Raw genomic sequence first — 23,392 nt, forward strand, 5'->3', positions numbered from 1 at the left:
ATCCGACAGTTCTCACGTTCCCACGCGGTCTCGGGCGGGCATGAGGGCAGCTCAGCCGCCCTTTCCGATGATCGTGTCGGCGGTCTTCTGCACCTGTTCGATGGGGATGGCGAAGCCGATCCCGATGGAGCCGTTGCCGTCGATGGTGGCGATCGCGGTGTTCACCCCCACCACCTCGCCGCGCGCGTTGACCAGCGGGCCGCCCGAGTTGCCCGGGTTGATGGAGGCGTCGGTCTGCACCGCGGTGTGCCGGTTGTCGCCGAGGCGCACCTCCCGGTCCAGGGCGCTCACGATGCCGGCGGTGACGGTGCCGGCGAGGCCCAGCGGCGAGCCGACCGCCAGCACCGGCTCGCCGACCCGGGTCGACCCCGGCTTCGCCAGCGGCAGCGCCGCCAGGCCGGCCGACGGGGGCACCCGGAGCACCGCGAGGTCGCTACGCGACTCCCGGCCGACCACCTCGGCGGCGAACCGCCGCCCGTCCGGCAGCTCCACCGTCACCGAGCCGCCACCCCCCTTCGCCAGGATGTGGTCGTTGGTGATGATGTGCTGCTGGTCGTCGACGGCGAAGCCGGAGCCGGTCGCCGAGGCCCCGGCGCCGCCCCCCACGAGCACCGAGACGACCCCCGGCACGGTCTTCTCGGCCGCGGTCACCAGCTCCGCCGGGACCGGGGCCGCCGAGGCCGCCGCCGGGCCGGGCGCGCCGTCCCGGCTGGCCACCACGCCGCCGGCCACCGCACCGGAGGCCGTGGACAGGGCCACCACCGACAGCGCGGCCAGCAGCCGCCCGTGCCGACGCCACCCGGCCGGGCGACGGTCCGACCCGGGCCCGTCCCACCGGGACCGCCCGTCCGGGTCCAGCTCCGGCGAGATGAACCAGGGGCCGCGCGGCTCGCCCAACCCGGTCTGCACTGCCATGCGTACGCTCCTCACGTGTTCTCTTCGGCGGTGGCCGTACGGGTCAGGGCAGCCGGGAGAACCAGCGCATCGAGCCGGCCGCGGCGCCCATCGCGAACACCAGTCCCAGGCCGATGAAGCGGGCCGAGACGTCCTGCCGTTCGGTGCGGTAGCCCACCGAGGTGCCGATGTCGTCGTAGACGGCGCGCAGTTCGTCGCTGGTGTGGGCCTCGTGGAACCCGCCCCCGGTCTCCTCGGCGACTGCGCGCAGGGTCTGCCCGTCCACCGGCACCTGGATCGGTCGGCCGCCCCGGTCCACGGTGCCGCCGGGGGTGCCGAACGAGATGGTGTGCACCGGCACCTTCATGGTCACCGCGTCGGCCGCCGCCTCCATCGGGTCCATGCCGGAGGTGTTCGCGCCGTCGGAGAGCAGGATGATCCGGGCCGGCGGCGGGTCCTTGGCCGCCTGGCTGTCGAAGCCCTTCACCGCGCCGAGCGAGGTGCTGATGGCCTCGCCGATGGCCGTGCCCTGCACCCCGGTGGCCCCCTCGACCAGCCGCTCGACCCCCTCGTGCAGCGCCTCCCGGTCGGTGCTCGGCGGCACCAGCACCGCCGCGCTGCCCGCGAAGGCGACCAACCCGACGTTGAACTCGTCGGGCAGGCTGTCGACGAAGCGCCGGGCGGACTCCTTGGCGGCGCTGAGCCGGTCGGGTTCCACGTCGCCGGCGAGCATCGAGGTCGAGACGTCCACGGCCACCATCACCGTGGCCCGCTCGCGGGGGACCCGCACCTCCGCCGTCGGCCGGGCGAAGCCGACCACCAGCAGCGCCAGCATGGCGAGGAAGAGCCCGGCCGGCAGGTGCCGCCGCCAGGTCGGCCGCTGCGGCGCGACCCGGTCGAGCAGCCGCAGGTTGGTGAAGCGGACGGCGTACCGGCTGCGCCGGCGCTGCGCCAACAGGTAGCCGACGGCCAGGGCGAGCACCCCGAGCAGCAGCCAGAGCCGGACGGGTGACTGCCAGATCACGCCGCACCTCCCCGGGCCGCGGCGACGGGGGCCGCCGCGAGCCGCCGCTGGGCGTGCACGTGGCGCACGATGTCCGCGCTCCAGTCGCGGTCGGTGCGCAGCGGCAGGTGGGTCGCCCCGCTGCGGCGCAGCGCCTGGCCCACCTGGTCGCGCTGGGCGGCGGCGGCGACCGCGTACCGCTCGCGCAGGCGGGGGTCGCCGCTCCACACCTCCCGCGTCCGGCCGGTCTCCGGGTCGACCAGGGTGATCAGGCCGACGTCCGGCAGTTCCAGTTCGCGCGGGTCGGTGACCTGCACGGCGAGCACCTGGTGCCGCACGGCGAGCCGGCGCAGGGGCGCCTCCCAGGCCGGCGCGTGCCGGGGGTCGTCGGGCAGGCCGTCGAGGAAGTCCGAGACCACCACCACGAGGCCGCGCCGCAGCGCCACCCGGTGCACGGCGGCCAGCCCGTCGGCCAGGTCGGGGCCGCCGGGCGGCGGGCGGCGCTCGTCGTACGCGCTGGTGCGCGGCGCGGTCAGCAGGGCCCGCAGCAGCCCGAGCAGGTGGGTACGCCCGCTGCGGGGCGGGAAGCGACGCAGTCCGGCCGGGCCGAGCACCTGCGCGCCGAGCCGGTTGCCGACCCCGGCGGTGAGGAAGCCGACCGCCGCCACGGCCGCCACGGCCAGTTCGCGTTTGTCCAGCTCGGCGGTGCCGTACTCCATGCTGGGGCTCGCGTCCACCAGCAGCCAGGTGGTCAGCTCCCGGTCGGCGTCGACCTCGCGGACGTGCGGGACCGTGGTCCGGGCGGTCACCGCCCAGTCCATCCGGCGCACCTCGTCCTCACCGGGGCGGTACTCCCGGCTGCCGGCCGGCTCGCTGCCCGGCCCGGGGAGCAGGCCGCGGTACCGGCCGTGCAGCAGGCCGTCGAGCCGCCGGGTGACGGTCAGTTCCAGCCGGCGCAGCCGCCGGTCCGGGGCGAGGTCGGCCAGCCCCGGGTCGGCCGGCACGGGCGCCGGCGAGGTGGCCCCGCGCCACCTCATGCCGCCGCCAGGTCGGTCGCGAACTCGGGGTGGCCGGTGGCGACGCGGGGCGGCGGCACCGCCTCGACCAGCCGACGCACCAGCGACTCGGCGGACACCCCGTCGGCGACCGCGTCGAAGGAGAGCACCAGCCGGTGGGCCAGCACGTCGACGGCCAGCTCGCGGATGTCCTCGGGCAGCACGTACTCCCGGCCGCGCAGCAGCGCCTGGGCCCGGGCGGCGGCGACCAGCCCGAGCGTGGCCCGGGGGCTCGCCCCGTACGCGAGCAGCGGGGCGATCTCCGGCAGGCCGAACCGGCCGGGGTCGCGGGTGGCGAGGATGAGCCGGACGACGTACTCGGCGAGGGCGTGGTGCACGAAGACGTGGGTGGCGCGGGCCTGGAGGTCGCGCAGCCGCTGCGGGTCGAGCACCCGCCGGGCGGTGGGCCGGTCGGCGCTCATCCGGTAGAGGATGGCCAGCTCGTCGGCGTCGCTCGGGTAGTCGACCACGATCTTCATCAGGAACCGGTCGCGCTGCGCCTCCGGCAGTTGGTAGACCCCCTCGGACTCGATCGGGTTCTGGGTGGCCAGCACCAGGAACGGGTCGGGCACGGGGTAGCTGCGCCCGCCGATGGAGACCTGGCGCTCCGCCATCGCCTCCAGCAACGCGGACTGCACCTTGGCGGGGGCACGGTTGATCTCGTCGGCGAGCACCAGGTTGGCCATGACGGGGCCCAGCTCGATGTCGAAGGTCTCCTTCGACGCCCGGTAGATCCGGGTGCCGACGATGTCCGACGGGACGAGGTCGGGGGTGAACTGGATCCGGGAGAAGGTGCCGCCGACCACGGTGGCGAGGGTCTGCGCGGCGAGGGTCTTGGCCACCCCGGGCACGCCCTCCAGGAGGCAGTGCCCGTCGGCGACGAGGGCGGTGAGCAGGCGCTCGACGAGCCGATCCTGCCCGACGATCACGCGTTTGACCTCGAAGAGGGTCTGTTCCAGCTCGGCCGAACTCGCGTCGGGATCGGCCGGGCTGGGCACGCTGGCCAGGGTGTCCGAGATGTCCGTCACGGTGCTTGCTTCCCGTGGCGGCCCTCGGACAAACGTCGGATTATCAGCGCCGGGGCGGTCCTTACCGGCCCGAACCGGGACGAGCCTCCCGGGCCGGCAGCGACGACGCGGCCGGCCACACACCGGCGGGGGGTGCCCGCGTGCCCGACTCGCCCGCCGGTGGCCCACCGCGTGGCGCCGGCCCCCACGGGCGGTGGGGGCCGGCGCGTCAGCGGGTGCGTCAGTTGGTGATGGTCAGGTGGAAGGGCCGGTCGGACGGGCTGCCGGACGAGTTGCGGGTCTGGACGAAGACCGCGTTCGGCGTCTGGAGCCGCGGCGCCACCGAGATCTCCCCACCCGGCGGCACGTTGTACGGGTCGGTGGTGCCGATGGTGGCCTTGAAGCCCTTCAGCGAGACGTTGTAGGCGAACAGGACCTGGTACTGCCCGGGGCCGTACCTGGTGGCGGAGACCGCCTCGGGCGAGCCGCGGAGCAGCGTGCCACCGCTGCTGACGACGGCGAAGGAGATGGTGCCCGGCGCGGTCGCCTGCGTGGACGGTCCCTGCGCCAGCGCGGCCCTGGCCTTGCGGGCCTCGGCGGGGGTCACCGCCGGCTGGCTGCCGTCGCCCGGCTGACGGAGGGACGGCTGGGCGACCTCGGCGGGCGCCTTCGCCGCCGGCCCGGCGACGGCGATGCCGCCCCCGGCCAGGGTGAGCGCCAGGGCGGCGAAGGCCACCGCCACCGCCTTGCGTCGGAAGAGTGTGGTCATGACAGGGTCTCCCTTTTGTTGACCGTGCGAATTCGACCGTTCCCGCGCTGCCACGGGACGGCAGATTTCCATTCTTGGGCCGGGAAAATGAGCGACAACCGCCGGAAGCCCGCACTTCAGGCCGCACCCTAGATGTTGTCGCCTCGACGAATTCCACCGGCCTTGACCAGGCATTACTACTCAGAGTTTCGACGTCTCAACCCACTGGAACGTAGCACCGCAAAAAGCCGGACGTCAATAGTTGATCACGCTTCATCAAAACAGCTGACGGTCGCCGACAATTTATGAAAAGCGAATGCCACGGCATTCACGAATGCGCGCGGTGGAGGCGACGGGGGGCGCGGCGCGCGGGGGGCCGGGCTACTCTCCAGCCATGATCACGCCAGGCACGTCCATGATCACCGAGGCGCGGCCATGACCACCGGGGCGGCGGAACGGGTGACGGGCAGCCGGGCGGGACGATCGGGCACCGCGCTCTGCTGGGCGGCCGTCGCGCCCGGGGTCGCCTGGACAGCCCTGCGGCTGGCCGGCCTCGACCATGGGCCGCTGGTCCAGCTGCTGGCCTTCACCCCGTACGTGGCCGCCGGGAGCCTGTTGCCGCTGGTGCTCGCGCTCGCCCTGCGGCGCCGGTGGCCCGCGGTGGTCGCGGCGGTGGTCACGACGGCGCTGGTGGCCGTGGTCGCGCCCCGGGCCCTGCCCGCCGGGCAGCCCTCGGCCGCGGGGCCGACGGTGCGGGTGCTGACCGCCAACCTGCTCGCCGGGGCCGCCGACGCGCGGACGCTGGTCGACCTGGTCGAGCGGCACCGGGTCGACGTGCTCACCGTGCAGGAGTTCACCCCCGGGGCCGAAGCGGAGCTGGACCGGCTCGGACTGGACCGGCTGCTCCCCCACCGGCACCTCGACCCGCAGCCGGGCACGGTCGGCTCCGGGCTCTACGCCCGGTTCCCGGTCGACGAGGGCGGCGTCCGACGCAATCGCGGCGGTTGGGGCTTCGACCAGGCGTACGGCACGGTGACGGTGCCCGGGGCGCCGCCGGTGCGGGTCGAGTCGGCGCACCCGGCGGCGCCGTACGCGGTGGACCAGGTCGGCCACTGGCGCACCGACCTGGCCGCGCAGCCGCCCGCGACGCCGGACGGGCCGCTGCGGATCCTGGCCGGCGACTTCAACGCCACCCTCGACCACGCCCCGCTGCGCGCCCTGCTGGCCACCGGCTACGTCGACGCTGCCGACGAGGTCGGTGCCGGCCTCACCGGCACCTGGGGCCCCTACGACGGCGACCCGATCCCACCGGTGACCATCGACCACGTGCTGGTCGACCGCCGGATCGCCGTGCGGGCGGTGGCCGTGCACCGGGTGCCGGGCAGCGACCACCGCGCCGTCCTGGCCGAGCTGCGCCTGCCGGCCGGCTGACCCGCCGCGCCGGAAAGCGGCCGGTGCCCGCCGCGGTGGCCGGGCCGCCTCAGACCCGGGCGCGGTCGAGGCCGTAGGTGAGGGCGTCGACGAGGGCGTGCCAGCTCGCCTCGACGACGTTGGGGTGCACGCCGACCGTGGTCCAGTCACGACCGTTGCGGTCGGCGGTCTCCAGCAGCACCCGCGTCACCGCACCGGTGCCGCTGCTGCCCTCCAGGATCCGCACCTTGAAGTCGGCCAGCTCGAAGTCGCGCAGCTGCGGGTAGTGCCGGGCCAGCCCGGCCCGCAGCGCCTCGTCCAGGGCGTTGACCGGGCCGTTCCCCTCCGCGGTGGCGATCACCCGCTCCCCGCGTACGCGGATCTTGACGGTCGCCTCGGAGACCACCGCGCCGTCCTCCCGGTGCTCGACCAGCACCCGGTACGACTCCAGGGTGAACGGCCTCGGCGGCGCGGTGTCCAGCTCGGCCCGGACCAGCAGCTCGAACGAGGCGTCGGCGGCCTCGAACGACCAGCCGTCGGCCTCCAGCTCCTTGACCCGCCCGGTCACCCGGGACAGCGCCTCCGGATGGCCGGCCAGGTCCAGGCCCAGCTCGCGGCTCTTGAGCTCGACGCTGGCCCGGCCGGCCATCTCGGTGACGAGGATCCGCATGTCGTTGCCCACCACCTGTGGGTCCACGTGGTTGTAGAGCAGCGGATCCACCTTGATCGCGCTCGCGTGCAGCCCCGCCTTGTGGGCGAAGGCCGCGGCCCCGGCGTACGCCTGGTGGGTGTCGGGGGCGATGTTGGCGATCTCGGCGATGGCGTGGGAGACCCGCACCATCTGCCCCAGGCAGCCGTCCGGTAGGACGGGCAGCCCGAGCTTGAGCTGGAGGTTGGCGACCACGGCGAAGATGTCGGCGTTGCCGGGGCGTTCGCCGTAGCCGTTCGCGGTGCCCTGGAAGTGCCGCACCCCCGCCTCGACGGCGGCGATCGTGTTCGCCACGGCGCAGGCCGTGTCGTTCTGGCAGTGGATGCCGAGCAGCTCCGGGCTCACGCCCAGCCGGGCGGTCAGGTCGGCGATGGCGGCGCTCACCTGGGAGGGCAGCATGCCGCCGTTGGTGTCGCAGAGCACGAACCGCTCGGCGCCGGCGGCGAGTGCGGTCTCCACCACGGAGGCCGTGTACGCCGGGTCGGACCGGTAGCCGTCGAAGAAGTGCTCGCCGTCGACGAAGACCCGGCGACCCTCCGCCACCAGGTGCGCCACGGTGTCGTGGACCATGGCCAGGTTCTCCCCGGCGGTGGTGCGCAGCGCCCGCTCGACGTGCCGCAGGTCGGCCTTGGCGACCAGGGCGACCGCCGGGGTCTGCGCGTCGAGCAGACCGCGCACCTGCGGGTCGTCGGCGACCTGCACCCCGGCCCGGCGGGTGGCCCCGAACGCCACCAGCAGCGCGTGTCTCAGGTCCAGCTCGCTGCGCGCCCGGCGGAAGAACTCCGTGTCCTTCGGCACCGCGCCCGGCCAGCCGCCCTCGATGAAGCCGACCCCGAACTCGTCGAGCAGCCGGGCCACCGCGAGCTTGTCGACCACCGAATAGCTGAGCCCCTCGCGCTGGGCACCGTCGCGCAGCGTCGTGTCGTACACCTGGAAGGTCATCAGGGATCCTTTCGAGAGCAACAAAAAGACCCCCCGCGGATGCGGGAGGTCTGCGCGCTCGGCGGAGGGGAGGCCGGCGCGCTAGGTGCGAATAATCAGGTAGGTGCTGGTCACGATCAGCCACTCTGCCACCCGAGCACTGGTTTTGGGAGGCACAGTCCACATGGCGGGACGGTGACGGAGGGTCGCGATACCGCAGCCGGCGTCCGCACGCGGGCGGAACCGGAAGCTGGTGATCCACTTCACAAGTAACCCGGCCGCCGCCAGGCGGAAACAGCGCTGAGGAAGTATCTGGAACCGATCCAGTTTTACCGGCCTCGTGCCACTGTCAAGGAGGACCTGTGCTCACTGTCGGTGACCGCTTCCCCGAGTACGAACTCACCGCCTGCGTGTCGCTGGACGCCGAGAAGGCGTTCGAGACGATCAACCACAAGTCCCACGAGGGCAAGTGGCGCGTCGTCTTCTTCTGGCCGAAGGACTTCACCTTCGTCTGCCCGACGGAGATCGCCGAGTTCGGGCGGCTGAACGACGAATTCGCCGACCGGGACGCCCAGGTCCTCGGCGTGTCGGTGGACAACGAGTTCGTCCACTACGCGTGGCGCAAGGACCACCCGGACCTGCGCGAGCTGCCCTTCCCGATGCTCAGCGACATCAAGCGCGAGCTGACCGCCGCCTGCGGTGTGCTCGGCGAGGACGGCGTGGCCCAGCGGGCGACCTTCATCGTCGACCCGAACAACGAGATCCAGTTCGTCATGGTGACCGCCGGTTCGGTCGGCCGGAACGTCTCCGAGGTGCTGCGGGTGCTCGACGCCCTGCAGACCGACGAGCTCTGCCCGTGCAACTGGAACAAGGGCGGCGAGACCCTGGACGCCACCAAGCTGCTCGCCGGCGCCGGGGCCTGACCGTGGGTCTGGACGCGGTCAAGGCGGCTCTGCCGGAGTACGCCAAGGACATCAAGCTCAACCTCGGCTCCACCATCGGCACCAGCACGCTGAAGCCGGAGCAGGCGTGGGGCACCGCCCTGGCCTGCGCCGTCGCCGCGCGCAACCCGGTGGTGCTGCGGGAGATCGCCGACGAGGCGACCACCCACCTCGGGCCGGAAGCGATCGAGGCGGCCAAGGGCGCCGCCGCGATCATGGCGATGAACAACGTCTACTACCGGGCCAAGCACCTGATCGGCGACGAGCAGTACCAGTCGATCCCGGCGCGGCTGCGGATGCAGATCATCGCCAAGCCGGGCGTGGAGAAGGCCGACTTCGAGCTCTGGTGCCTGGCCGTCTCGGCCATCACCGGCTGCGGTGTGTGCCTGGAGTCGCACGAGAAGACCCTGCGCGGCGCGGGCTTCAGCCGCGAGCAGGTGCACGAGGGGCTGCGCATCGCCGCCGTCGTGCACGCCGCCGCGGTCACCCTGGACGCCCAGGCCGCGCTCGCCTGACCCGTACGCCCCGGTGGGCCGGCGCCGCACGACGGCACCGGCCCACCGCCGTCTCCAGCGCCGGCCCACCGCCGTCCTCGGCGCCGGCCCACCGCCGTTTCCGGCGGCGACCGCCCGGGTAGCTCCTTCCAGGACGAGGACTCGATCCGGCGAGACGACTGGCGACAGTCGGGGCAGGAGTTGTCACATGGACAGGCTCGACCCGCACAGCACGCACGGCAGCCCGGACCCGGTGCGCCACGGCGGCCAGGGCGAGTTCGCCGGCGGCGCGCCCGCCGGCACGTTCGACCCGTGGCGCTACCGGGACACTGCGCGGGTGGCCGACGCCGACCTGGTCGGCTACAAGGTCGAGGCCACCGACGGCGGCATCGGCAAGATCGACAATGCCAGCCACGAGGTCAACGACAGCTACCTGGTGGTGGACACCGGTCCGTGGATCTTCGGCCGGAAGGTCATGATCCCGGCCGGCACGGTGAACCACGTCGACCACGACGAGCGCAAGGTCCACGTCGACCGGAGCAAGGACCAGATCAAGGCCGCCCCGGAGTACGACGAGACCGCCGACACCGACCCCACCTACCGGGACCGACTCGGCGGCTACTACGGCGAGACGTACTCGGCGATCCCGCCCGGCACCGCCCGCTAGTCACCGGCGCGCGACGGTCTCCCGCCACCCGCGGGAGACCGTTACCGTGTCAACGTGGACGCCACCGAGGTCAACCGCAGGATCCCGTTCGCCACGATGTTCAACTTCCGCGACGTCGGCGGCCACTCCGGCCACGACGGGCGCACCGTCCGCCGGGGCCGGCTCTACCGCTCCGACTCGCCGCACCGCATCGACGACGCCGACCGGGAGGCGTTCGCCGCCCTCGGCGTGCGCACGGTCATCGACCTGCGCCGCCCCTACGAGGTGGAACGCGACGGCCGGATCCCCCACTTCGACGGCCTGACCTGGCGCAACATCCACCCCGAGCACGCCGAGTGGGGCGAGCGGCCCTACCAGCCGGGCACCGACCTGGCCCGCTACCTGGCCGACCGGTACGCCGACCTCGCGGAGACCGGCACGGCCGGGCTCGCCGAGGCCGTCGGGCTGATCGCCGACAGCGCCAACGCCCCCGTGGTGGTGCACTGCGTCGCCGGCAAGGACCGCACCGGCATCGTCTGCGGGCTCACCCTCGCGGTGCTCGGCGTCGACGACGACGAGATCGCCGCCGACTACGCGCTGAGCACCGAGGCCGGCGAGCGGTACCGCGCCTGGTTCGAGGCCACCGGGCAGCAGGCGGGGCACACGCTGCCGGTGCTGACCTGTCCCGCCGAGGCCATGACGCTCTTCCTCGCCGAGCTGCGGGCGGCCCACGGCTCGGTCGAGGGCTACCTGCGCCACGCCGGCGTCACCGACGCCCAGCTCGCCGCCCTCCGCGACCACCTGCTCGACTGACCCGGGCGCGGCCGACAGCGACGCCGCCCCCCGCGCCGGGACGGCGCGGGGGGCGGCACGGTCGCGCGTACGGGTCAGAGGATGCGCCGGACCCAGCCGTGCGGGTCGTCGGCCATGCCCCGCTGGAGGTCGACGAGCTGCTGGCGCAGGGCCATCGTGACCCGGCCGGACCCGCCGTCGCCGACCAGGAACTCGCCGTCGGGGAAACGCACCTGCCCGATCGGGGTGATCACGGCCGCGGTGCCGCAGGCGAACACCTCGCGGAGCCGGCCGCTGGCCGCGTCGGCCTGCCAGTCGGCGAAGCTCACCGGCCGCTCCTCGATCCGGTGCCCCGCGCCGGCGGCCAGCTCGAGCACCGACTCCCGGGTGATGCCGGGCAGGATCGTGCCGGTCAGCGGCGGGGTGACCACGGTGCCGTCGTCGTAGACGAAGAACACGTTCATGCCGCCCAGCTCGTCGACGTAGCGGCGCTCCACCGCGTCGAGGAAGACCACCTGGTCGCAGCCGTGCTCGATCGCCTCGGCCTGGGCCACCAGCGAGGCGGCGTAGTTGCCGCCGCACTTCGCCGCGCCGGTGCCCCCGGGGGCGGCCCGGGTGTAGTCCGGAGAGACCCAGACTGTCACCGGCTTGACCCCACCGGAGAAGTACGCGCCGACCGGCGAGGCGATCACCACGTAGAGGTATTCGTTGGCCGGGCGGACGCCGAGGAACACCTCGCTGGCGAACATGAACGGACGCAGGTAGAGGCTGCCGTCCTCGCCCTCGGGAATCCAGTCCCGGTCGATCTCGACGAGCCGGCGCAGCGAGTCGACGAACGCCTCCTCGGGCAGCGGCGGCATCGCCATCCGCCGGGCGGAGGCGGCGAACCGGGCGGCGTTGGCCTCCGGCCGGAACATGGTGATCCCGCCGTCGGGCGTCCGGTACGCCTTCAGGCCCTCGAAGATCTCCTGCGCGTAGTGCAGGACCGCGGCGGCCGGGTCCATCGGGATCGGCGCGCGCGCCTCGACCCGGGCGTCGTACCAACCCTTGCCGTCGGCGTAACGGATGGTGACCATGTGGTCGGTGAAGACCCGGCCGAACCCGGGGTTGGCCAGCAGGGCGGCCCGGTCGGCGACGGATACCGGCGCGGGATTCGGACGGATCTCGAAGTCGAGCTTGTCACCACCGCTCATCGCGCTGACCTCCCTGGGGACGGACGGCACACGGGTCCGCATGCCGAGAAGATGGTGCGAGAAACTTACCCCGAACGGTCGTTCAGGGGGTAGCTACGCCCGGCGCATCGACGGCGCCGGACGGGTGACCCGCCGCGGCGCCCGTGGCGTCGGACGAGGAGGGGCGCCCCGGTGGGGCGGGCCCGCCGGCTTCAGGAGGCGGCGTACCCGGCCAGCCGGTCGCCGACCTCCTCGGTGCGCAGCGGTACGCCCGGCGCCCGGCCGGCCAGCTCCGTGCCGACCGCGGCGGTGACGCGGGCCGCGGCGTCGGCGTGCCCGAGCTGGTCGAGCAGCAACGCGGCCGAGAGCACGGCCGCGACCGGGTCGGCCACGCCGCGCCCGGCGATGTCCGGCGCGGAGCCGTGTACCGGCTCGAACATCGAGGGGTAGGCCCCCTCGGGGTTGATGCTGCCGCTGGCCGCCAGCCCGATCCCGCCGGTGACCGCCGCGGCGATGTCGGTGAGGATGTCGCCGAACAGGTTGTCGGTGACCACCACGTCGTAGCGCTGGGGCTGGGTGACCAGGAACATCGCGGCGGCGTCGACGTGCTGGTATTCCGTGGTCACGTCGGGGTGCTCGGCGGCGACGGCCTCGAACGCGCGCGCCCACAGCGAGCCGGCGTGGGTGAGCACGTTGGTCTTGTGCACCAGGGTGACCTTGCGCCGCTCGCGGCGCGTGGCGCGGGCGAAGGCGTCGCGGATCACCCGCTCCACCCCGTGCCGCGTGTTCAGGCTCTCCTCGGTGGCGACCTCGGCGGGGGTGCCGCGGTGCAGCGCGCCACCGGCGCCGGCGTACAGGCCCTCGGTGCCCTCGCGCACCACCACCAGGTCGACCTCGCCGGGCTTGACGCTGGCCAGCGGCCCGGCCACGCCGGGCCAGAGCCGCGCCGGACGCAGGTTGACGTACTGGTCGAAGGCGAACCGCAGCTTGAGCAGCAGGCCCCGCTCCAGCACGCCCGGCGGCACGGTGGGGTCGCCGACCGCACCGAGCAGGATGGCGTCGTGCCCGGCCAGCTCGGCCAGCACCGAGTCGGGCAGCACCTCGCCGGTGCGGTGCCAGCGGGCGGCGCCGAGGTCGTATTCGGTAGCCTCCACCCCCGGGAGCACGGCGTCGATGACCTTGCGGGCCTGCGCGACCACCTCGGGTCCGATCCCGTCCCCGGCCACCACCGCGATCCGTGCCACGTCCTGCGCTCCTTCGCCTCGCCGTTACGTCCGACCGTACGCCGCTGTCCCGCCTCCCGGTACGAAGGTTCCACCATTCGGGAAACCGAGATGCACAGGATGCTCTCAGGTGACATTCATGGTGGGGTCATCTCCGCTGCCTAGCGTGGTGACGAGCGGGTCACGGGGGCCCGCGACGGCACCGCGACGACGCGGCCCGCCGGCAGCGAGGGAGCACTGTCATGCGGATCGACCAGCAGCCACGGACCCGCTGGGTGGACCAGCCGGCCTTCCAGCCCCGCCGGCCGGACCTGCGCCTCGGCGCCCGCAGCCACCGCGTCGACCGCCCCGGCGCGGCCACCGGCGACCGGATCGCCGTCCAGCACACCGTGCGGACCTCGACGGCGGAATACTCGCTGCTGCTCAACGCGCCCGAGTGGCTGGGCCGCCGCGGCGTCGGGGACGCGCTGCGCGACGCGGTGGCGGAACTGCGGGCCATCGACCTCACCTACGGCCCGAGCCGGCCCGAGAGCCTGGTCTCCCGGCTGCGCCGCGGCGAGATCAGCCCCGAGTCGTACCCGCCGCTGGCCGACCTGGTCGACCGCTGCGCGGCGATGCGGGCGGCCACCGACGGCTGGTTCGATGCCTGGGCGGTGCCCGGCGGCTTCGACCCGGGCGGCCTGCTCGGCGGGTGGGCGGTCGAGCGTGCCGCCGCCCGGCTGCGCGCCGCCGGCATCCACGACTACGCCGTGCTCACCGGCGCCGACCTGGTCGTACGCGGGCACGCGGCGCACGGCGGCCCGTGGCGGGTGGCGGTGCACCACCCGACGGATCGGCACCGCGCGCCGCTGGTGCTGGAGATGACGGCGGGAGCGGTCGGCACGTCCGGGGTGAGCGGCCGGCAGGGACACGTGGTGGACCCGCACACGGGCGAGCCGGCCGAGCAGTTGGTCGCCGCGACGGTGGCCGGCCCCGACCTCGCCGTCGCCGACGCCTACGCCACCGCGCTCTACGCCGCCGGGCCGGCCGGTCTCGTCTGGTTCCGCAACGGGTCGGACTACCGCGCGCTCTTCGCCCACCGCCGCTGAGCCGCCGACCGGTGCCGGTGCGGAACCGTCGGCCGGTGCGGAACCGCCGGCCGGTGCGGAACCGCCGGCCGGGTGCTCTCCCCGGCGGCGGTGCGCCGGGCTGACGAGGTGGGCACGCTCGCCGTCGAGGTGCCGCGCGGTACGCCGAGCCGCCCGGCGGCGGGCGATGCGGGGCCCGGCATGCGCGATCGGCCCCCACGGTCTCGGCAACGACCGTGAGGGCCGGTCAGCGACGAGTGCGCGTGGCTCGCGCAATCGAGGGGTGCGGGCCGGTCGGCCAGACGTCGACCTCGCCACCCGAAGACGGGCCTACGCCGCGAGCTCGGCCAGTAACCGCACCGGTACGCTAGCGAATCGACGTAACTCGACGCAAGGGTCTCCACACCGGACCGTTGCGGCACGGAAGGTTCCGTCGGGCGGGGCGATTTCGACGGGGTGAACGGCGGATGGCACGCTGTCCGCCGTGAGTTTCGATCTGAGCGTGTGGGCCCTGGCGGACGGGGCGACACCCGAGGACGTGCGGGCCGCGGTGCGGCGCTGCCGGCAGGGGCAGCACGTCGAGCGCCACCCGGACCCGCGGGTGGTGGCGTTCTACCGAGCGATCACCAGAAGCTATCCGGACCGGCCCGCCGGGCGGGACACCCCGTGGGCGGTGGCGCCGCTGCACGCGGCGAACGACCACGTCGAGCTGAACCTGCACCCGACCTGTCCGGACCAGGTGCTGCTCGACATCGAGCGGCTGGCCGGCGAGCACGACCTGATGCTCTTCGACGCCCAGGACGGCTCGGTCTACCCGCCGCCGGCGCGCCTGCCCGGCTGACCGCCCGGCAGCACGACGTCCCCGCCGCCGGCCGACCGCCCGACGGACGACGAAGGCCCGCCGCCGCGCGGAGCGGCCCGCGCACGACAACGGGCCAGCCCCGGCGGACGACGAAGGGCCCGGCGGAATCGCCGGGCCCTTCGTCGTCGTGCGTTCAGGTCACTCGTCGCGCAGGTCGGCGGCGCTGGCCGCGACCGCCCCGATCGAGTCCGCCGCGGAGGTGAGCAGGTCCGCGCCGAGCGCCTGGTCCACCGTGAGGGTCATCAGCGTCTCGCCGCCGGCCTCCCGGCGGGCCACCTGCATCGCCGCGATGTTGATGCCGGCCTCGCCGAGCAGGGTGCCGACGGTGCCCACGACGCCCGGCCGATCGACGTAGCGGAGGAAGACGAGGATGCCCTCCGCGCCGATCTCCACGTCGAAGCCGTCCACCTCGGTCAGCTTGAGGACGTCCCGCGTGCCCGCCGGGGTGACCGTGCCGGAGACGCTGACCGTACGCCCGTCGGGCAGCGCGCCCCGGACGGTGACCAGGCTGGGGTGGTCGACCGTCTCGGCCTGGGCGACCAGGGTGACCTCGACGCCGCGCTCGGCCGCCAGGTGCGGGGCGTTGACGTAGGTCACCTGCTCCTCGACCACCGAGCTGAACAGCCCCTTGGTGGCGGCGAGCTTGAGCACCGACACGTCGTGGTTGGCGATCTCGCCGCGCACCTCGACGGTGACGCTGGCGGCGACCCCGCCCGCGACGGCGGTGAAGGCCCGGCCGAGCTTCTCGGCCAGCGGCAGCAGCGGCCGGACGTCCTCGGCGACGACGCCGCCGGCCTGCACGTTCACCGCGTCCGGCACGAACTCGCCCTGGAGCGCGAGCTTGACGCTCTTGGCCACGGCCAGACCGGCCTTGTCCTGCGCCTCGGCGGTGGAGGCGCCCAGGTGCGGGGTGGCCACCACGTTGTCGAAGGCGAACAGCGGCGACGAGGTGCAGGGCTCCTTGGCGTAGACGTCCACACCCGCGCCGGCGACCCGGCCCTCGGCGATGGCGTCGGCCAGGGCCTGCTCGTCGACCAGCCCGCCGCGGGCGGCGTTGACGATCCGGACGCCGGGCTTGACGACGGCCAGCTCCTTCTCACCGATCAGGCCGACGGTCTCCGGGGTCTTCGGCAGGTGGATGGAGATGAAGTCGCTCTCCCGCAGCAGCTCCTCCAGGCCCACCAGGCGGACGCCGAGCTGGGCGGCACGGGCCGGCTGGATGTACGGGTCGTACGCGATCAGCCGGGTGCCGAAGGCGGCGATCCGCTGCGCGAAGAGCACGCCGATGCGGCCGAGCCCGACCACGCCGACGGTCTTGCCCTGGATCTCCACGCCGGTGTACTTCGACCGCTTCCACTCCCCCGCCTTCAGCGCGGCGCTGGCGCTGGCGGTGTTGCGGGCCACGGCCAGCAGGAGCGCGACGGCCTGCTCGGCGGCGGAGACGATGTTGGAGGTGGGGGCGTTGACGACCATGACGCCCCGCGCGGTGGCGGCCGGCACCTCGACGTTGTCCAGGCCCACGCCCGCCCGGGCGACGACCTTCAGCCGCGGCGCGGCGGCGATCGCCTCGGCGTCGATCTGGGTGGCGCTGCGCACGATGACGGCGTCGGCCTCGGAGAGCGCCGAGAGCAGGGCCGGACGGTCGGTGCCGTCGACGTGGCGGACGTCGAAGTCGTGGGCGAGCACCTCGATGGCGGCGGGAGCGAGTTCTTCGGCGATCAGTACGACAGGAGTCATTGGTCCTCGTAGTTGTCGTCAGAGCGGTAGGCCGGGCTGCGGGACGCCGCGCTGCGCCCTGCACTGATCCGTGCCATGGCCGTCAGGTGCCGGCTACGCACCTACCCGCGATCGTAGGGGGCCGGCCGGCCGGCATGTCCCGGACCGTGGGGTGAGTGCCCTCACAACGGGCGACGACCTGCCGGTGAACGGCGCACGACGGGGCGCCCGCGTCGCCTCGGCGAGGCGGGCGAGGTCCGTTCGGGGCGGGTGGCTCCGGCTCGGATCGGCCGGGTGGCGCCGGCGCGGCGAGCGGTGTCGGTGGGGTGGCGGAAAGAAGGCGGCCCGGCCGGGCGCCGGGGAGAGCGTCCGGGCCGGGCCGCCGGGAGTGTTCGTCAGGCGGTCTCGGTGATCGGGCGGTCGACCCAGCTCATCATGCCGCGCAGCTTGCGGCCGGTCTCCTCGATCGGGTGCGCCGCGCCCTCGGCCTGCCACTTGCTGAAGTTCGGCCGGCCGGCCTCGTCCTCGGTGACCCACTCCCGGGCGAACTCGCCGGACTGGACCTCGCTGAGGATCTTGCGCATCTCCTCCTTGACCCGGGCGTCGATGACGCGCGGCCCGCGGGAGAGGTCGCCGTACTCGGCGGTGTCCGAGATGCTGTAGCGCATCTTGGCGATGCCGCCCTCGTACATCAGGTCGACGATGAGCTTCAGCTCGTGCAGGCACTCGAAGTACGCCACCTCGGGGGCGTAGCCCGCCTCGGTGAGCACCTCGAAGCCGGTCTGCACGAGCGCCGCCGCGCCGCCGCAGAGCACCGCCTGCTCGCCGAAGAGGTCGGTCTCGGTCTCCTCGGTGAAGGTGGTCTTGATCACGCCGGCCCGGGTGCCGCCGATGCCCTTGGCGTACGACAGGGCCAGGGCGAGCGCGTTGCCGCTGGCGTCCTGCTCGACGGCGACCAGGCAGGGCACGCCCTTGCCGTCGGCGTACTGGCGGCGCACGAGGTGACCGGGGCCCTTCGGGGCGACCATCGCCACGTCGACGTCGGCCGGCGGCTTGATCAGGCCGTAGCGGATGTTGAAGCCGTGGCCGAAGAAGAGGGCCTTGCCCGGCTTCAGGTTCGGCGCGATCGAGTCGGCGTAGAGGCGGCGCTGGGCCGTATCCGGCGCCAGGATCATGATGACGTCGGCCTCGGCCGCCGCCTCGGCCGGCGTGACCACCCGCAGGCCCTGCTCCTCCGCCTTGGCCCGGCTCTTGGAGCCCTCCGGCAGACCGATCACCACGTCGACGCCGGAGTCGCGCAGCGACAGCGCGTGCGCGTGACCCTGGCTGCCGTAGCCGATCACGGCGACCTTCCGGCCCTGGATCAGGCCCAGGTCGGCGTCGTCGTCGTAGTACACCTCAACGCTCATGATTTTCCCTTTCGTACGGCGGCCCGGGCGGCCCGTCGTGGATCTGTGCGAATGGCGGTTTCCGGCGGCGCGCCGCGCCGGCCAGGTGGGGCGGGTCAGGCGGCGCGCCGCGTGGACGCGGCCGGGGTCAGGCGGCCCGGAGCGCGGGCCCGGCGGTGATGGAACGCGAGCCGCGCCCGATCGCCACCAGCCCCGACTGGACCATCTCCTTGATGCCGAAGGGCTCGAGGTCGCGCAGCAGCGCGTCGAGCTTGTCCGGCGTGCCGGTGGCCTCGATGGTCAGCGTGTCCGGTGCCACGTCGACCACCCGGGCCCGGAACAGGCCGACCGTCTCCAGGACCTGGGCCCGGGCCGCGCGGTCGGCGCGCACCTTGACCAGGAGCAGTTCCCGGGCGACCGAGACCTGCGGGTCCAGCTCGACGATCTTGAGCACGTTGACCAGCTTGTTGAGCTGCTTCGTCACCTGCTCCAGCGGGGACGACTCGGCGTTGACCACGATGGTGATCCGGGAGACGTCCGGGTTCTCGGTCTCGCCGACGGCGAGGCTGTCGATGTTGAAGCCGCGCCGGGAGAACAGGCCGGAAACCCGGGCCAGGACGCCCGGCTTGTTCTCCACCAGCACCGACAGGGTGTGCATCGTCATGCCACGACCTCGCTGCGCACGGTCGCGTCCTGACGCGGGTGGGGGCGGAACCGAATGATTCGCTCGCTCATGGTCAGAGTTCGTCCTCGTCGAAGGCGGGGCGGACGCCCCGGGCGAACATGATCTCGTCGTTGCTGGTGCCGGCGGCGACCATCGGCCACACCATCGCGTCCTTGCCGACCACGAAGTCGATGACCACCGGGGCGTCGTTGATGGCCATCGCGGCTTCGATGGTCCTGTCGACGTCCTCCGCGTTCTCGCAGCGCAGGCCGACGCAGCCGAGCGCCTCGGCGAGCTTCACGAAGTCGGGGATGCGGTGCTTGTGGGTGCCGAGGTCGGTGTTGGAGTAGCGCTCCCCGTAGAACAGGGTCTGCCACTGCCGCACCATGCCGAGGTTGCCGTTGTTGATCAGGGCGATCTTGACCGGGATGCCCTCCAGCGCGCAGGTGGCCAACTCCTGGTTGGTCATCTGGAAGCAGCCGTCGCCGTCGACCGCCCAGACCACCGTGTCCGGCTTGCCGACCTTGGCACCCATCGCCGCCGGCACCGCGTAGCCCATCGTGCCGAGGCCGCCGGAGTTCAACCAGGTGTACGGCTTCTCGTACGAGATGAACTGGGAGGCCCACATCTGGTGCTGCCCGACCCCGGCGACGTAGATCGCGTCCGGGCCGACGATCTCGCCGAGCCGCCTGATCACGTACTGCGGGGAGAGGGTGCCGTCGGCCGGCTCCTCGTAGCCCAGCGGGTAGCGCCGGCGCAGGTCGTCGAGCTGGGTCCACCAGTCGGTGGTGTCGGCGCGGTGGCCGGCCGACTGCTCGGTGGTCACCGCCGTGATCAGCTCGTCGATGACGTGCCGGGCGTCCCCGACGATCGGGACGTCGGCGTGCCGGTTCTTCCCGATCTCGGCCGGGTCGATGTCGGCGTGCACCACCGTCGCGTCCGGGGCGAACGAGTCCAGCTTGCCGGTGACCCGGTCGTCGAAGCGCGCGCCCAGGGCCACGATCAGGTCGGCCTTCTGCAATCCGTAGACGGCGGCGACCGTGCCGTGCATGCCGGGCATGCCCAGGTGCTGCGGGTGCGAGTCGGGGAACGCGCCCAGCGCCATCAGCGTGGTGACCACCGGGATCCCGGTCAGCTCGGCCAGCCGGCGCAGCCCCTCGGTGGCGCCGGCCTTGAGCACGCCGCCGCCGACGTAGAGCACCGGACGGCGGGCGGAGGTCATCAGCCGGGCCGCCTCGCGGATCTGCTTGCCGTGCGGGTGCAGGGTCGGCCGGTAGCCCGGCAGGTCCAACGTCGGCGGCCAGGTGAAGGTGGTGGGCGCCTGGAGGACGTCCTTGGGGATGTCGACCAGGACCGGCCCGGGCCGGCCGGTGGCGGCCAGGTGGAACGCCTCGGCCAGCACCCGCGGGATCTCCTCGGCGTTCTGCACGAGGAAGTTGTGCTTGGTGATCGGCAGCGTGATGCCCTGGATGTCCGCCTCCTGGAAGGCGTCCGTGCCGATCGCCGGCCGCGCGACCTGGCCGGTGATCGCCACCATCGGCACCGAGTCCATGTACGCGTCGGCGATCGGGGTGACCAGGTTCGTCGCGCCGGGGCCGGAGGTGGCCATGCACACGCCGACCCGGCCGGTCGCCTGGGCGTAGCCGGTCGCCGCGTGCCCGGCGCCCTGCTCGTGGCGGACCAGGATGTGCCGGACCGTGGAGTCGTAGAGCGGGTCGTACGCCGGCAGGATCGCGCCGCCCGGGATGCCGAAGACGACGTCGACGCCGAGCGCCTCGAGGGACCGCACGAGCGAGCCGGCTCCGGAGACCTGGGCCGGGGCGGGTGTGCGTACCCCCGGGGCGGCCGGGGTGGCCGCGGCGCGGGTGGCGCCGGCGTGGTCGGCGTCGGTCGCGGACTCGGCGGCCGGGCGGGCGCGCCGGGCGGAGTGGGCGAGTGTCTCTGGCGTGGGTCTCGTCATTGCGGTTCAGCCCCTCGGCTGGAGTGGGTGCGGCTGTTCGAGCGGTGTGACGCGGGGCACGGGGCCCCCGTCGATGGGTTCGACGGCAACAAAAAAGCCCTCGTGCAGGTTGCACGGGGCCGGCGCACTCTCGACAGGGAGAGTGCGCTCAGGTAAGTACTCGCAGCGACCGGTACGACGACATGCGGTCAAGCCTGACGCATCTCACGCGATGAGTCAACTGATCCCACATGTTGGTTAACGGAGTGCGGAGATTCACCCGTCCGAGGGGCCTGCGCACCCCGCTCCACCTGCCCGGACTCGGGCTCGGGCGGGCGCGGGGCGGGCACCGTCGGCAGCCGCCGGGGCGGCGGGGCCGGCGACGCGGAGGGGGGGACCGTCGGCAGCCGCCGGGGCGGCGACACGGGCGGCGCCGGGGCGGGGGCCGGCCGGGCGCCGGGGGACGTGGCCGCCTCCAGCATCGCCCCCAGGTGCTCGGCCGGAACGCCCCAGCCGGACAGCGCGCCCTGGCCGAAGCGGCAGCCGGCGGCGACCACGGCGGCCAGCTCGGTGCGCGTCGTCACCCCCTCGGCGATGACCTCCAGGCCGAGCTGGTGACCGAGCCGCATGACGATGTCGACCATCGGCGCGAAGGCCGGGCCGTCCCGGCCCACCGGCCGCACCGGCTCGTGCTCGGCGACCAGGCTGTGGTCGATCTTGAGGATGTCGATCGGCAGGCGCCGCAGCTGCCCCAGCGAGGAGTAGCCGGCACCGAAGTCGTCCAGCGCGATCCGGACGCCGGTCAGCCGCAGCGCGGTCAGCCGCCGGATCAGCTCGTCCAGGTCGGTCGCGACGGCGTGCTCGGTGACCTCCAGCACCAGCCGCTGCGGCGGCACGTGGTGGACGCGCAGCGCCTCGGCGACCTGGACCACGTACTCCGGGGCGTGCAGCTCGCGCGGCGAGACGTTGACGGAGACCCAGACGTCGTGGCCGTCGGCCAGCCAGCGGGAGAGCTGGTAGCAGGCCTGGTGCAACACCCAGGCGCCCAGCTTGGCGATCATCCCGCACTCCTCGGCCAGCGGGATGAACTCGTCGGGGCGGACGTTGCCCAGCGTCGGGTGGTGCCAGCGCAGCAGCGCCTCCGCGCCGACCGGGCGCACCGAGGGCAGCGAGGCCACCGGCTGGAACACCAGCCGCAGCTCGTCGCGCTCGATCGCGCCGCGCAGCTCGTGTTCGAGCGTGGTGCGCCGGCGCAGCAGCTGGTCGTACGCGGCGTCGTAGCGCTCGATCCGGTTCTTGCCGCGCTGCTTGGCGTAGCGCAGCGCCAGGTCGGCGTGGCGCTGCAGCAGCTCCACGTCGGGCTCCCCGGCCCAGCCCGCCAGCCCGATGCTCACCGAGAGGAAGACCGGCCCCTCGGGCTGGTCGTAGGCGCGGCCGAGCACGCCGAGCAGGCGCTCGGCGACCCGGTCCGCGTCGGCCGGGCAGCCGTGCATCAGCACCGCGAACTCGTCGCCGCCGAGCCGGGCCGCCACGTCGCCGGGGCGCAGGTTGCCGCGCAGCCGCCGGCCCACCTCGGCCAGCACCGCGTCGCCGACGTCGTGGCCGCGCATGTCGTTGACGTTCTTGAAGCCGTCGAGGTCGAGGCCGAGCAGCACGCAGGGCGTGCCGGCCTCGGCGCAGCGGTGCAGCGCCCGCAGCAGCCCCCGCCGGTTGGCCAGGCCGGTCAGCGGGTCGGTGTGCGCCAACTCACGGAAGTGCGCCTCGCGCTCCACCAGCCGCCGGGCGTAGCCGCGCACGTCGTGCAGCGTCAGGTACTGCCGGGCCACCAGGGCGAAGCCCTCGACGCTGCCGGCGACGATGCCGAGCGCGTCGAACCGGCCGTCCTGGAGGAGGTGGTACATCGCCGAGGCGGCCATCGCGAACATCGGGACGAACGCGTGGTCGCCGTCGCGGCGGATCAGGTCGAGGTCGGCCTGGCCGGCCGGGTCCACCCGCCGGGCGGCCAGCGCGGCGGCGACCAGGCCGGCGGCGAGCGCCCCCGCCCCGGCGAGCGCCACACCCGGGCCGGCCTGGCAGAGGCCGGTGGCGACGCCGAGCCCGCCACAGGTCACCAGGGTGGCCCCGACGCCGAGACCGGCGAGGAACCGGCGCGGGGGCGGGGCACGGAACGCCACGATGAGAGTGGTCCCGGCGGTCAGGGCCGCGCTGACCGTGGCCAGCAGGATCGGCGGGCAGGCCAGCGGGGTGGCGTCGCCGAGCAGCCGGGTGGGCTCGGAGAACAGCACCCAGCCGACGAACCAGAACGCGGCCGCCATCACCACGCCGTCGAGCGCCAGCCGCACCGTGGCCGCCGCCGACGCGGCCACGCCGGGCAGCCGGAGCAGCCCCGCGGCGAAGAGCAGCCCGCTGACCGCCGTGCCGACCGCGACGACGGTGGCCCAGCCCGTACGCCGGTCCGGCCCGTGCGCCCCGTGCCCGGCGGCGGCGAACGCCACGGCGATCCCGACCAGCAGGCCGACCAGCGCGACCGCGGACGCCGCGGCGAGCAGCGCGTGCGCCTGCCGGTGCGGCCCGGACCGCCGCCGGGCGTCGGCTGCCGACAGCGCGCTGGCCGCCGCCGCGACCAGCCCGCACAGCACCGCTGCCGCGACCATGCCCGGGGGGAGATGCACGTCCCCAACTGTGCCGGATGAGGGTCCCGCGTGGGGCCCCGGGTGTGCATCCTTTGGGACACGGCGCGC

General features: G+C 73.9%; 20 protein-coding genes. 7 read left to right on the forward strand and 13 right to left on the reverse strand.

What is annotated here, in order from left to right:
* Positions 1-51 precede the first annotated feature (51 nt).
* From AB0G14_RS09215 to AB0G14_RS09235, 5 genes are all read right to left on the reverse strand, one after another.
* Positions 52-915, reverse strand: a complete 864-nt coding sequence (locus tag AB0G14_RS09215) for a trypsin-like peptidase domain-containing protein (RefSeq protein WP_357695349.1) — start codon at positions 913-915, stop codon at positions 52-54.
* Positions 916-958: 43 nt separating this feature from the next.
* Positions 959-1,918: a VWA domain-containing protein gene (locus tag AB0G14_RS09220; protein ID WP_357453523.1), complete on the reverse strand. Its 960-nt coding sequence runs from the start codon at positions 1,916-1,918 to the stop codon at positions 959-961.
* Complete coding sequence (locus tag AB0G14_RS09225) at positions 1,915-2,901, reverse strand: DUF58 domain-containing protein (RefSeq protein ID WP_357695415.1); 987 nt, start codon at positions 2,899-2,901, stop codon at positions 1,915-1,917. Before AB0G14_RS09225 ends, AB0G14_RS09220 begins: the two co-directional genes overlap by 4 nt.
* Before the next feature lie 29 nt (positions 2,902-2,930).
* Positions 2,931-3,980 carry a MoxR family ATPase gene (locus AB0G14_RS09230; RefSeq protein ID WP_357695351.1) on the reverse strand — a complete coding sequence of 350 codons (1,050 nt, stop codon included), beginning with the start codon at positions 3,978-3,980 and terminating at the stop codon, positions 2,931-2,933.
* 220 nt (positions 3,981-4,200) lie between these two features.
* Entirely contained in the window at positions 4,201-4,728 is a 528-nt protein-coding gene (locus tag AB0G14_RS09235; RefSeq protein WP_357695353.1) for a hypothetical protein, read from the reverse strand.
* Positions 4,729-5,142: 414 nt separating this feature from the next.
* Here AB0G14_RS09235 and AB0G14_RS09240 point away from each other — a divergent pair, with 414 nt between their 5' ends.
* Positions 5,143-6,138 carry an endonuclease/exonuclease/phosphatase family protein gene (locus AB0G14_RS09240; RefSeq protein ID WP_357695355.1) on the forward strand — a complete coding sequence of 332 codons (996 nt, stop codon included), beginning with the start codon at positions 5,143-5,145 and terminating at the stop codon, positions 6,136-6,138.
* 49 nt (positions 6,139-6,187) lie between these two features.
* Here AB0G14_RS09240 and cimA read toward each other — a convergent pair whose 3' ends face one another.
* Positions 6,188-7,768: a citramalate synthase gene (cimA, locus tag AB0G14_RS09245; protein ID WP_357695357.1), complete on the reverse strand. Its 1,581-nt coding sequence runs from the start codon at positions 7,766-7,768 to the stop codon at positions 6,188-6,190.
* A gap of 341 nt (positions 7,769-8,109) precedes the next feature.
* Here cimA and AB0G14_RS09250 point away from each other — a divergent pair, with 341 nt between their 5' ends.
* The 4 genes from AB0G14_RS09250 to AB0G14_RS09265 all read left to right on the forward strand — a co-directional run bounded on the left by AB0G14_RS09250 (position 8,110) and on the right by AB0G14_RS09265 (position 10,641).
* On the forward strand, positions 8,110-8,670 hold the full coding sequence (locus tag AB0G14_RS09250) for a peroxiredoxin (RefSeq protein ID WP_350704756.1): 561 nt from the start codon (positions 8,110-8,112) through the stop codon (positions 8,668-8,670).
* A 2-nt stretch (positions 8,671-8,672) separates the two neighbouring features.
* Complete coding sequence (locus AB0G14_RS09255) at positions 8,673-9,203, forward strand: carboxymuconolactone decarboxylase family protein (RefSeq protein WP_357695359.1); 531 nt, start codon at positions 8,673-8,675, stop codon at positions 9,201-9,203.
* 187 nt (positions 9,204-9,390) lie between these two features.
* The gene (locus tag AB0G14_RS09260; RefSeq protein WP_357695361.1) at positions 9,391-9,849 is read left to right on the forward strand and encodes a PRC-barrel domain-containing protein; all 459 of its coding nucleotides are present in this window, start codon (positions 9,391-9,393) and stop codon (positions 9,847-9,849) included.
* 54 nt (positions 9,850-9,903) lie between these two features.
* Positions 9,904-10,641 carry a tyrosine-protein phosphatase gene (locus tag AB0G14_RS09265; RefSeq protein ID WP_357695363.1) on the forward strand — a complete coding sequence of 246 codons (738 nt, stop codon included), beginning with the start codon at positions 9,904-9,906 and terminating at the stop codon, positions 10,639-10,641.
* 74 nt (positions 10,642-10,715) lie between these two features.
* Here AB0G14_RS09265 and AB0G14_RS09270 read toward each other — a convergent pair whose 3' ends face one another.
* A complete protein-coding gene (locus AB0G14_RS09270) occupies positions 10,716-11,813 on the reverse strand; it encodes a branched-chain amino acid aminotransferase (RefSeq protein WP_357695417.1) in 1,098 nt (365 codons plus the stop codon).
* Between the two features lie 191 nt (positions 11,814-12,004).
* Positions 12,005-13,036 (reverse strand): 3-isopropylmalate dehydrogenase, encoded by a 1,032-nt coding sequence (locus AB0G14_RS09275; RefSeq protein WP_357695365.1) that lies wholly within the window; start codon positions 13,034-13,036, stop codon positions 12,005-12,007.
* A 221-nt stretch (positions 13,037-13,257) separates the two neighbouring features.
* Between AB0G14_RS09275 and AB0G14_RS09280 the strand changes: the two genes are divergently transcribed.
* Both AB0G14_RS09280 and AB0G14_RS09285 read left to right on the forward strand, forming a co-directional pair.
* A complete protein-coding gene (locus AB0G14_RS09280; protein WP_357695367.1) occupies positions 13,258-14,103 on the forward strand; it encodes an FAD:protein FMN transferase in 846 nt (281 codons plus the stop codon).
* Positions 14,104-14,566: 463 nt separating this feature from the next.
* Entirely contained in the window at positions 14,567-14,923 is a 357-nt protein-coding gene (locus AB0G14_RS09285; protein WP_357695369.1) for a hypothetical protein, read from the forward strand.
* Positions 14,924-15,082: 159 nt separating this feature from the next.
* On the opposite strand, the gene serA is transcribed toward AB0G14_RS09285, so the two are convergent.
* The 5 genes from serA to AB0G14_RS09310 all read right to left on the reverse strand — a co-directional run bounded on the left by serA (position 15,083) and on the right by AB0G14_RS09310 (position 23,323).
* A complete protein-coding gene (gene serA / locus AB0G14_RS09290) occupies positions 15,083-16,681 on the reverse strand; it encodes a phosphoglycerate dehydrogenase (protein WP_357695371.1) in 1,599 nt (532 codons plus the stop codon).
* A 374-nt stretch (positions 16,682-17,055) separates the two neighbouring features.
* Positions 17,056-18,069 (reverse strand): ketol-acid reductoisomerase, encoded by a 1,014-nt coding sequence (ilvC, locus tag AB0G14_RS09295; protein WP_357695373.1) that lies wholly within the window; start codon positions 18,067-18,069, stop codon positions 17,056-17,058.
* 127 nt (positions 18,070-18,196) lie between these two features.
* The gene (ilvN, locus tag AB0G14_RS09300) at positions 18,197-18,712 is read right to left on the reverse strand and encodes an acetolactate synthase small subunit (RefSeq protein ID WP_091096900.1); all 516 of its coding nucleotides are present in this window, start codon (positions 18,710-18,712) and stop codon (positions 18,197-18,199) included.
* 73 nt (positions 18,713-18,785) lie between these two features.
* Positions 18,786-20,672, reverse strand: a complete 1,887-nt coding sequence (locus AB0G14_RS09305) for an acetolactate synthase large subunit (protein WP_357695375.1) — start codon at positions 20,670-20,672, stop codon at positions 18,786-18,788.
* 188 nt (positions 20,673-20,860) lie between these two features.
* On the reverse strand, positions 20,861-23,323 hold the full coding sequence (locus AB0G14_RS09310; RefSeq protein ID WP_357695377.1) for an EAL domain-containing protein: 2,463 nt from the start codon (positions 23,321-23,323) through the stop codon (positions 20,861-20,863).
* Between the last annotated feature and the right edge of the window lie 69 nt (positions 23,324-23,392).

Source organism: Micromonospora sp. NPDC023814, assembly GCF_040639595.1.
Taxonomy (GTDB): Bacteria; Actinomycetota; Actinomycetes; order Mycobacteriales; family Micromonosporaceae; genus Micromonospora.

Coding starts and splice junctions, on each gene's coding strand:
- AB0G14_RS09215 (WP_357695349.1), bottom strand. CDS start 915: ATGGCAGTGCAGACCGGGTTGGGCGAGCCGCGCGGCCCCTGGTTCATC.
- AB0G14_RS09235 (WP_357695353.1), bottom strand. CDS start 4,728: ATGACCACACTCTTCCGACGCAAGGCGGTGGCGGTGGCCTTCGCCGCC.
- AB0G14_RS09240 (WP_357695355.1), top strand. CDS start 5,143: ATGACCACCGGGGCGGCGGAACGGGTGACGGGCAGCCGGGCGGGACGA.
- cimA (WP_357695357.1), bottom strand. CDS start 7,768: ATGACCTTCCAGGTGTACGACACGACGCTGCGCGACGGTGCCCAGCGC.
- AB0G14_RS09260 (WP_357695361.1), top strand. CDS start 9,391: ATGGACAGGCTCGACCCGCACAGCACGCACGGCAGCCCGGACCCGGTG.
- AB0G14_RS09270 (WP_357695417.1), bottom strand. CDS start 11,813: ATGAGCGGTGGTGACAAGCTCGACTTCGAGATCCGTCCGAATCCCGCG.
- AB0G14_RS09280 (WP_357695367.1), top strand. CDS start 13,258: ATGCGGATCGACCAGCAGCCACGGACCCGCTGGGTGGACCAGCCGGCC.
- serA (WP_357695371.1), bottom strand. CDS start 16,681: ATGACTCCTGTCGTACTGATCGCCGAAGAACTCGCTCCCGCCGCCATC.
- ilvC (WP_357695373.1), bottom strand. CDS start 18,069: ATGAGCGTTGAGGTGTACTACGACGACGACGCCGACCTGGGCCTGATC.
- ilvN (WP_091096900.1), bottom strand. CDS start 18,712: ATGACGATGCACACCCTGTCGGTGCTGGTGGAGAACAAGCCGGGCGTC.
- AB0G14_RS09305 (WP_357695375.1), bottom strand. CDS start 20,672: ATGACGAGACCCACGCCAGAGACACTCGCCCACTCCGCCCGGCGCGCC.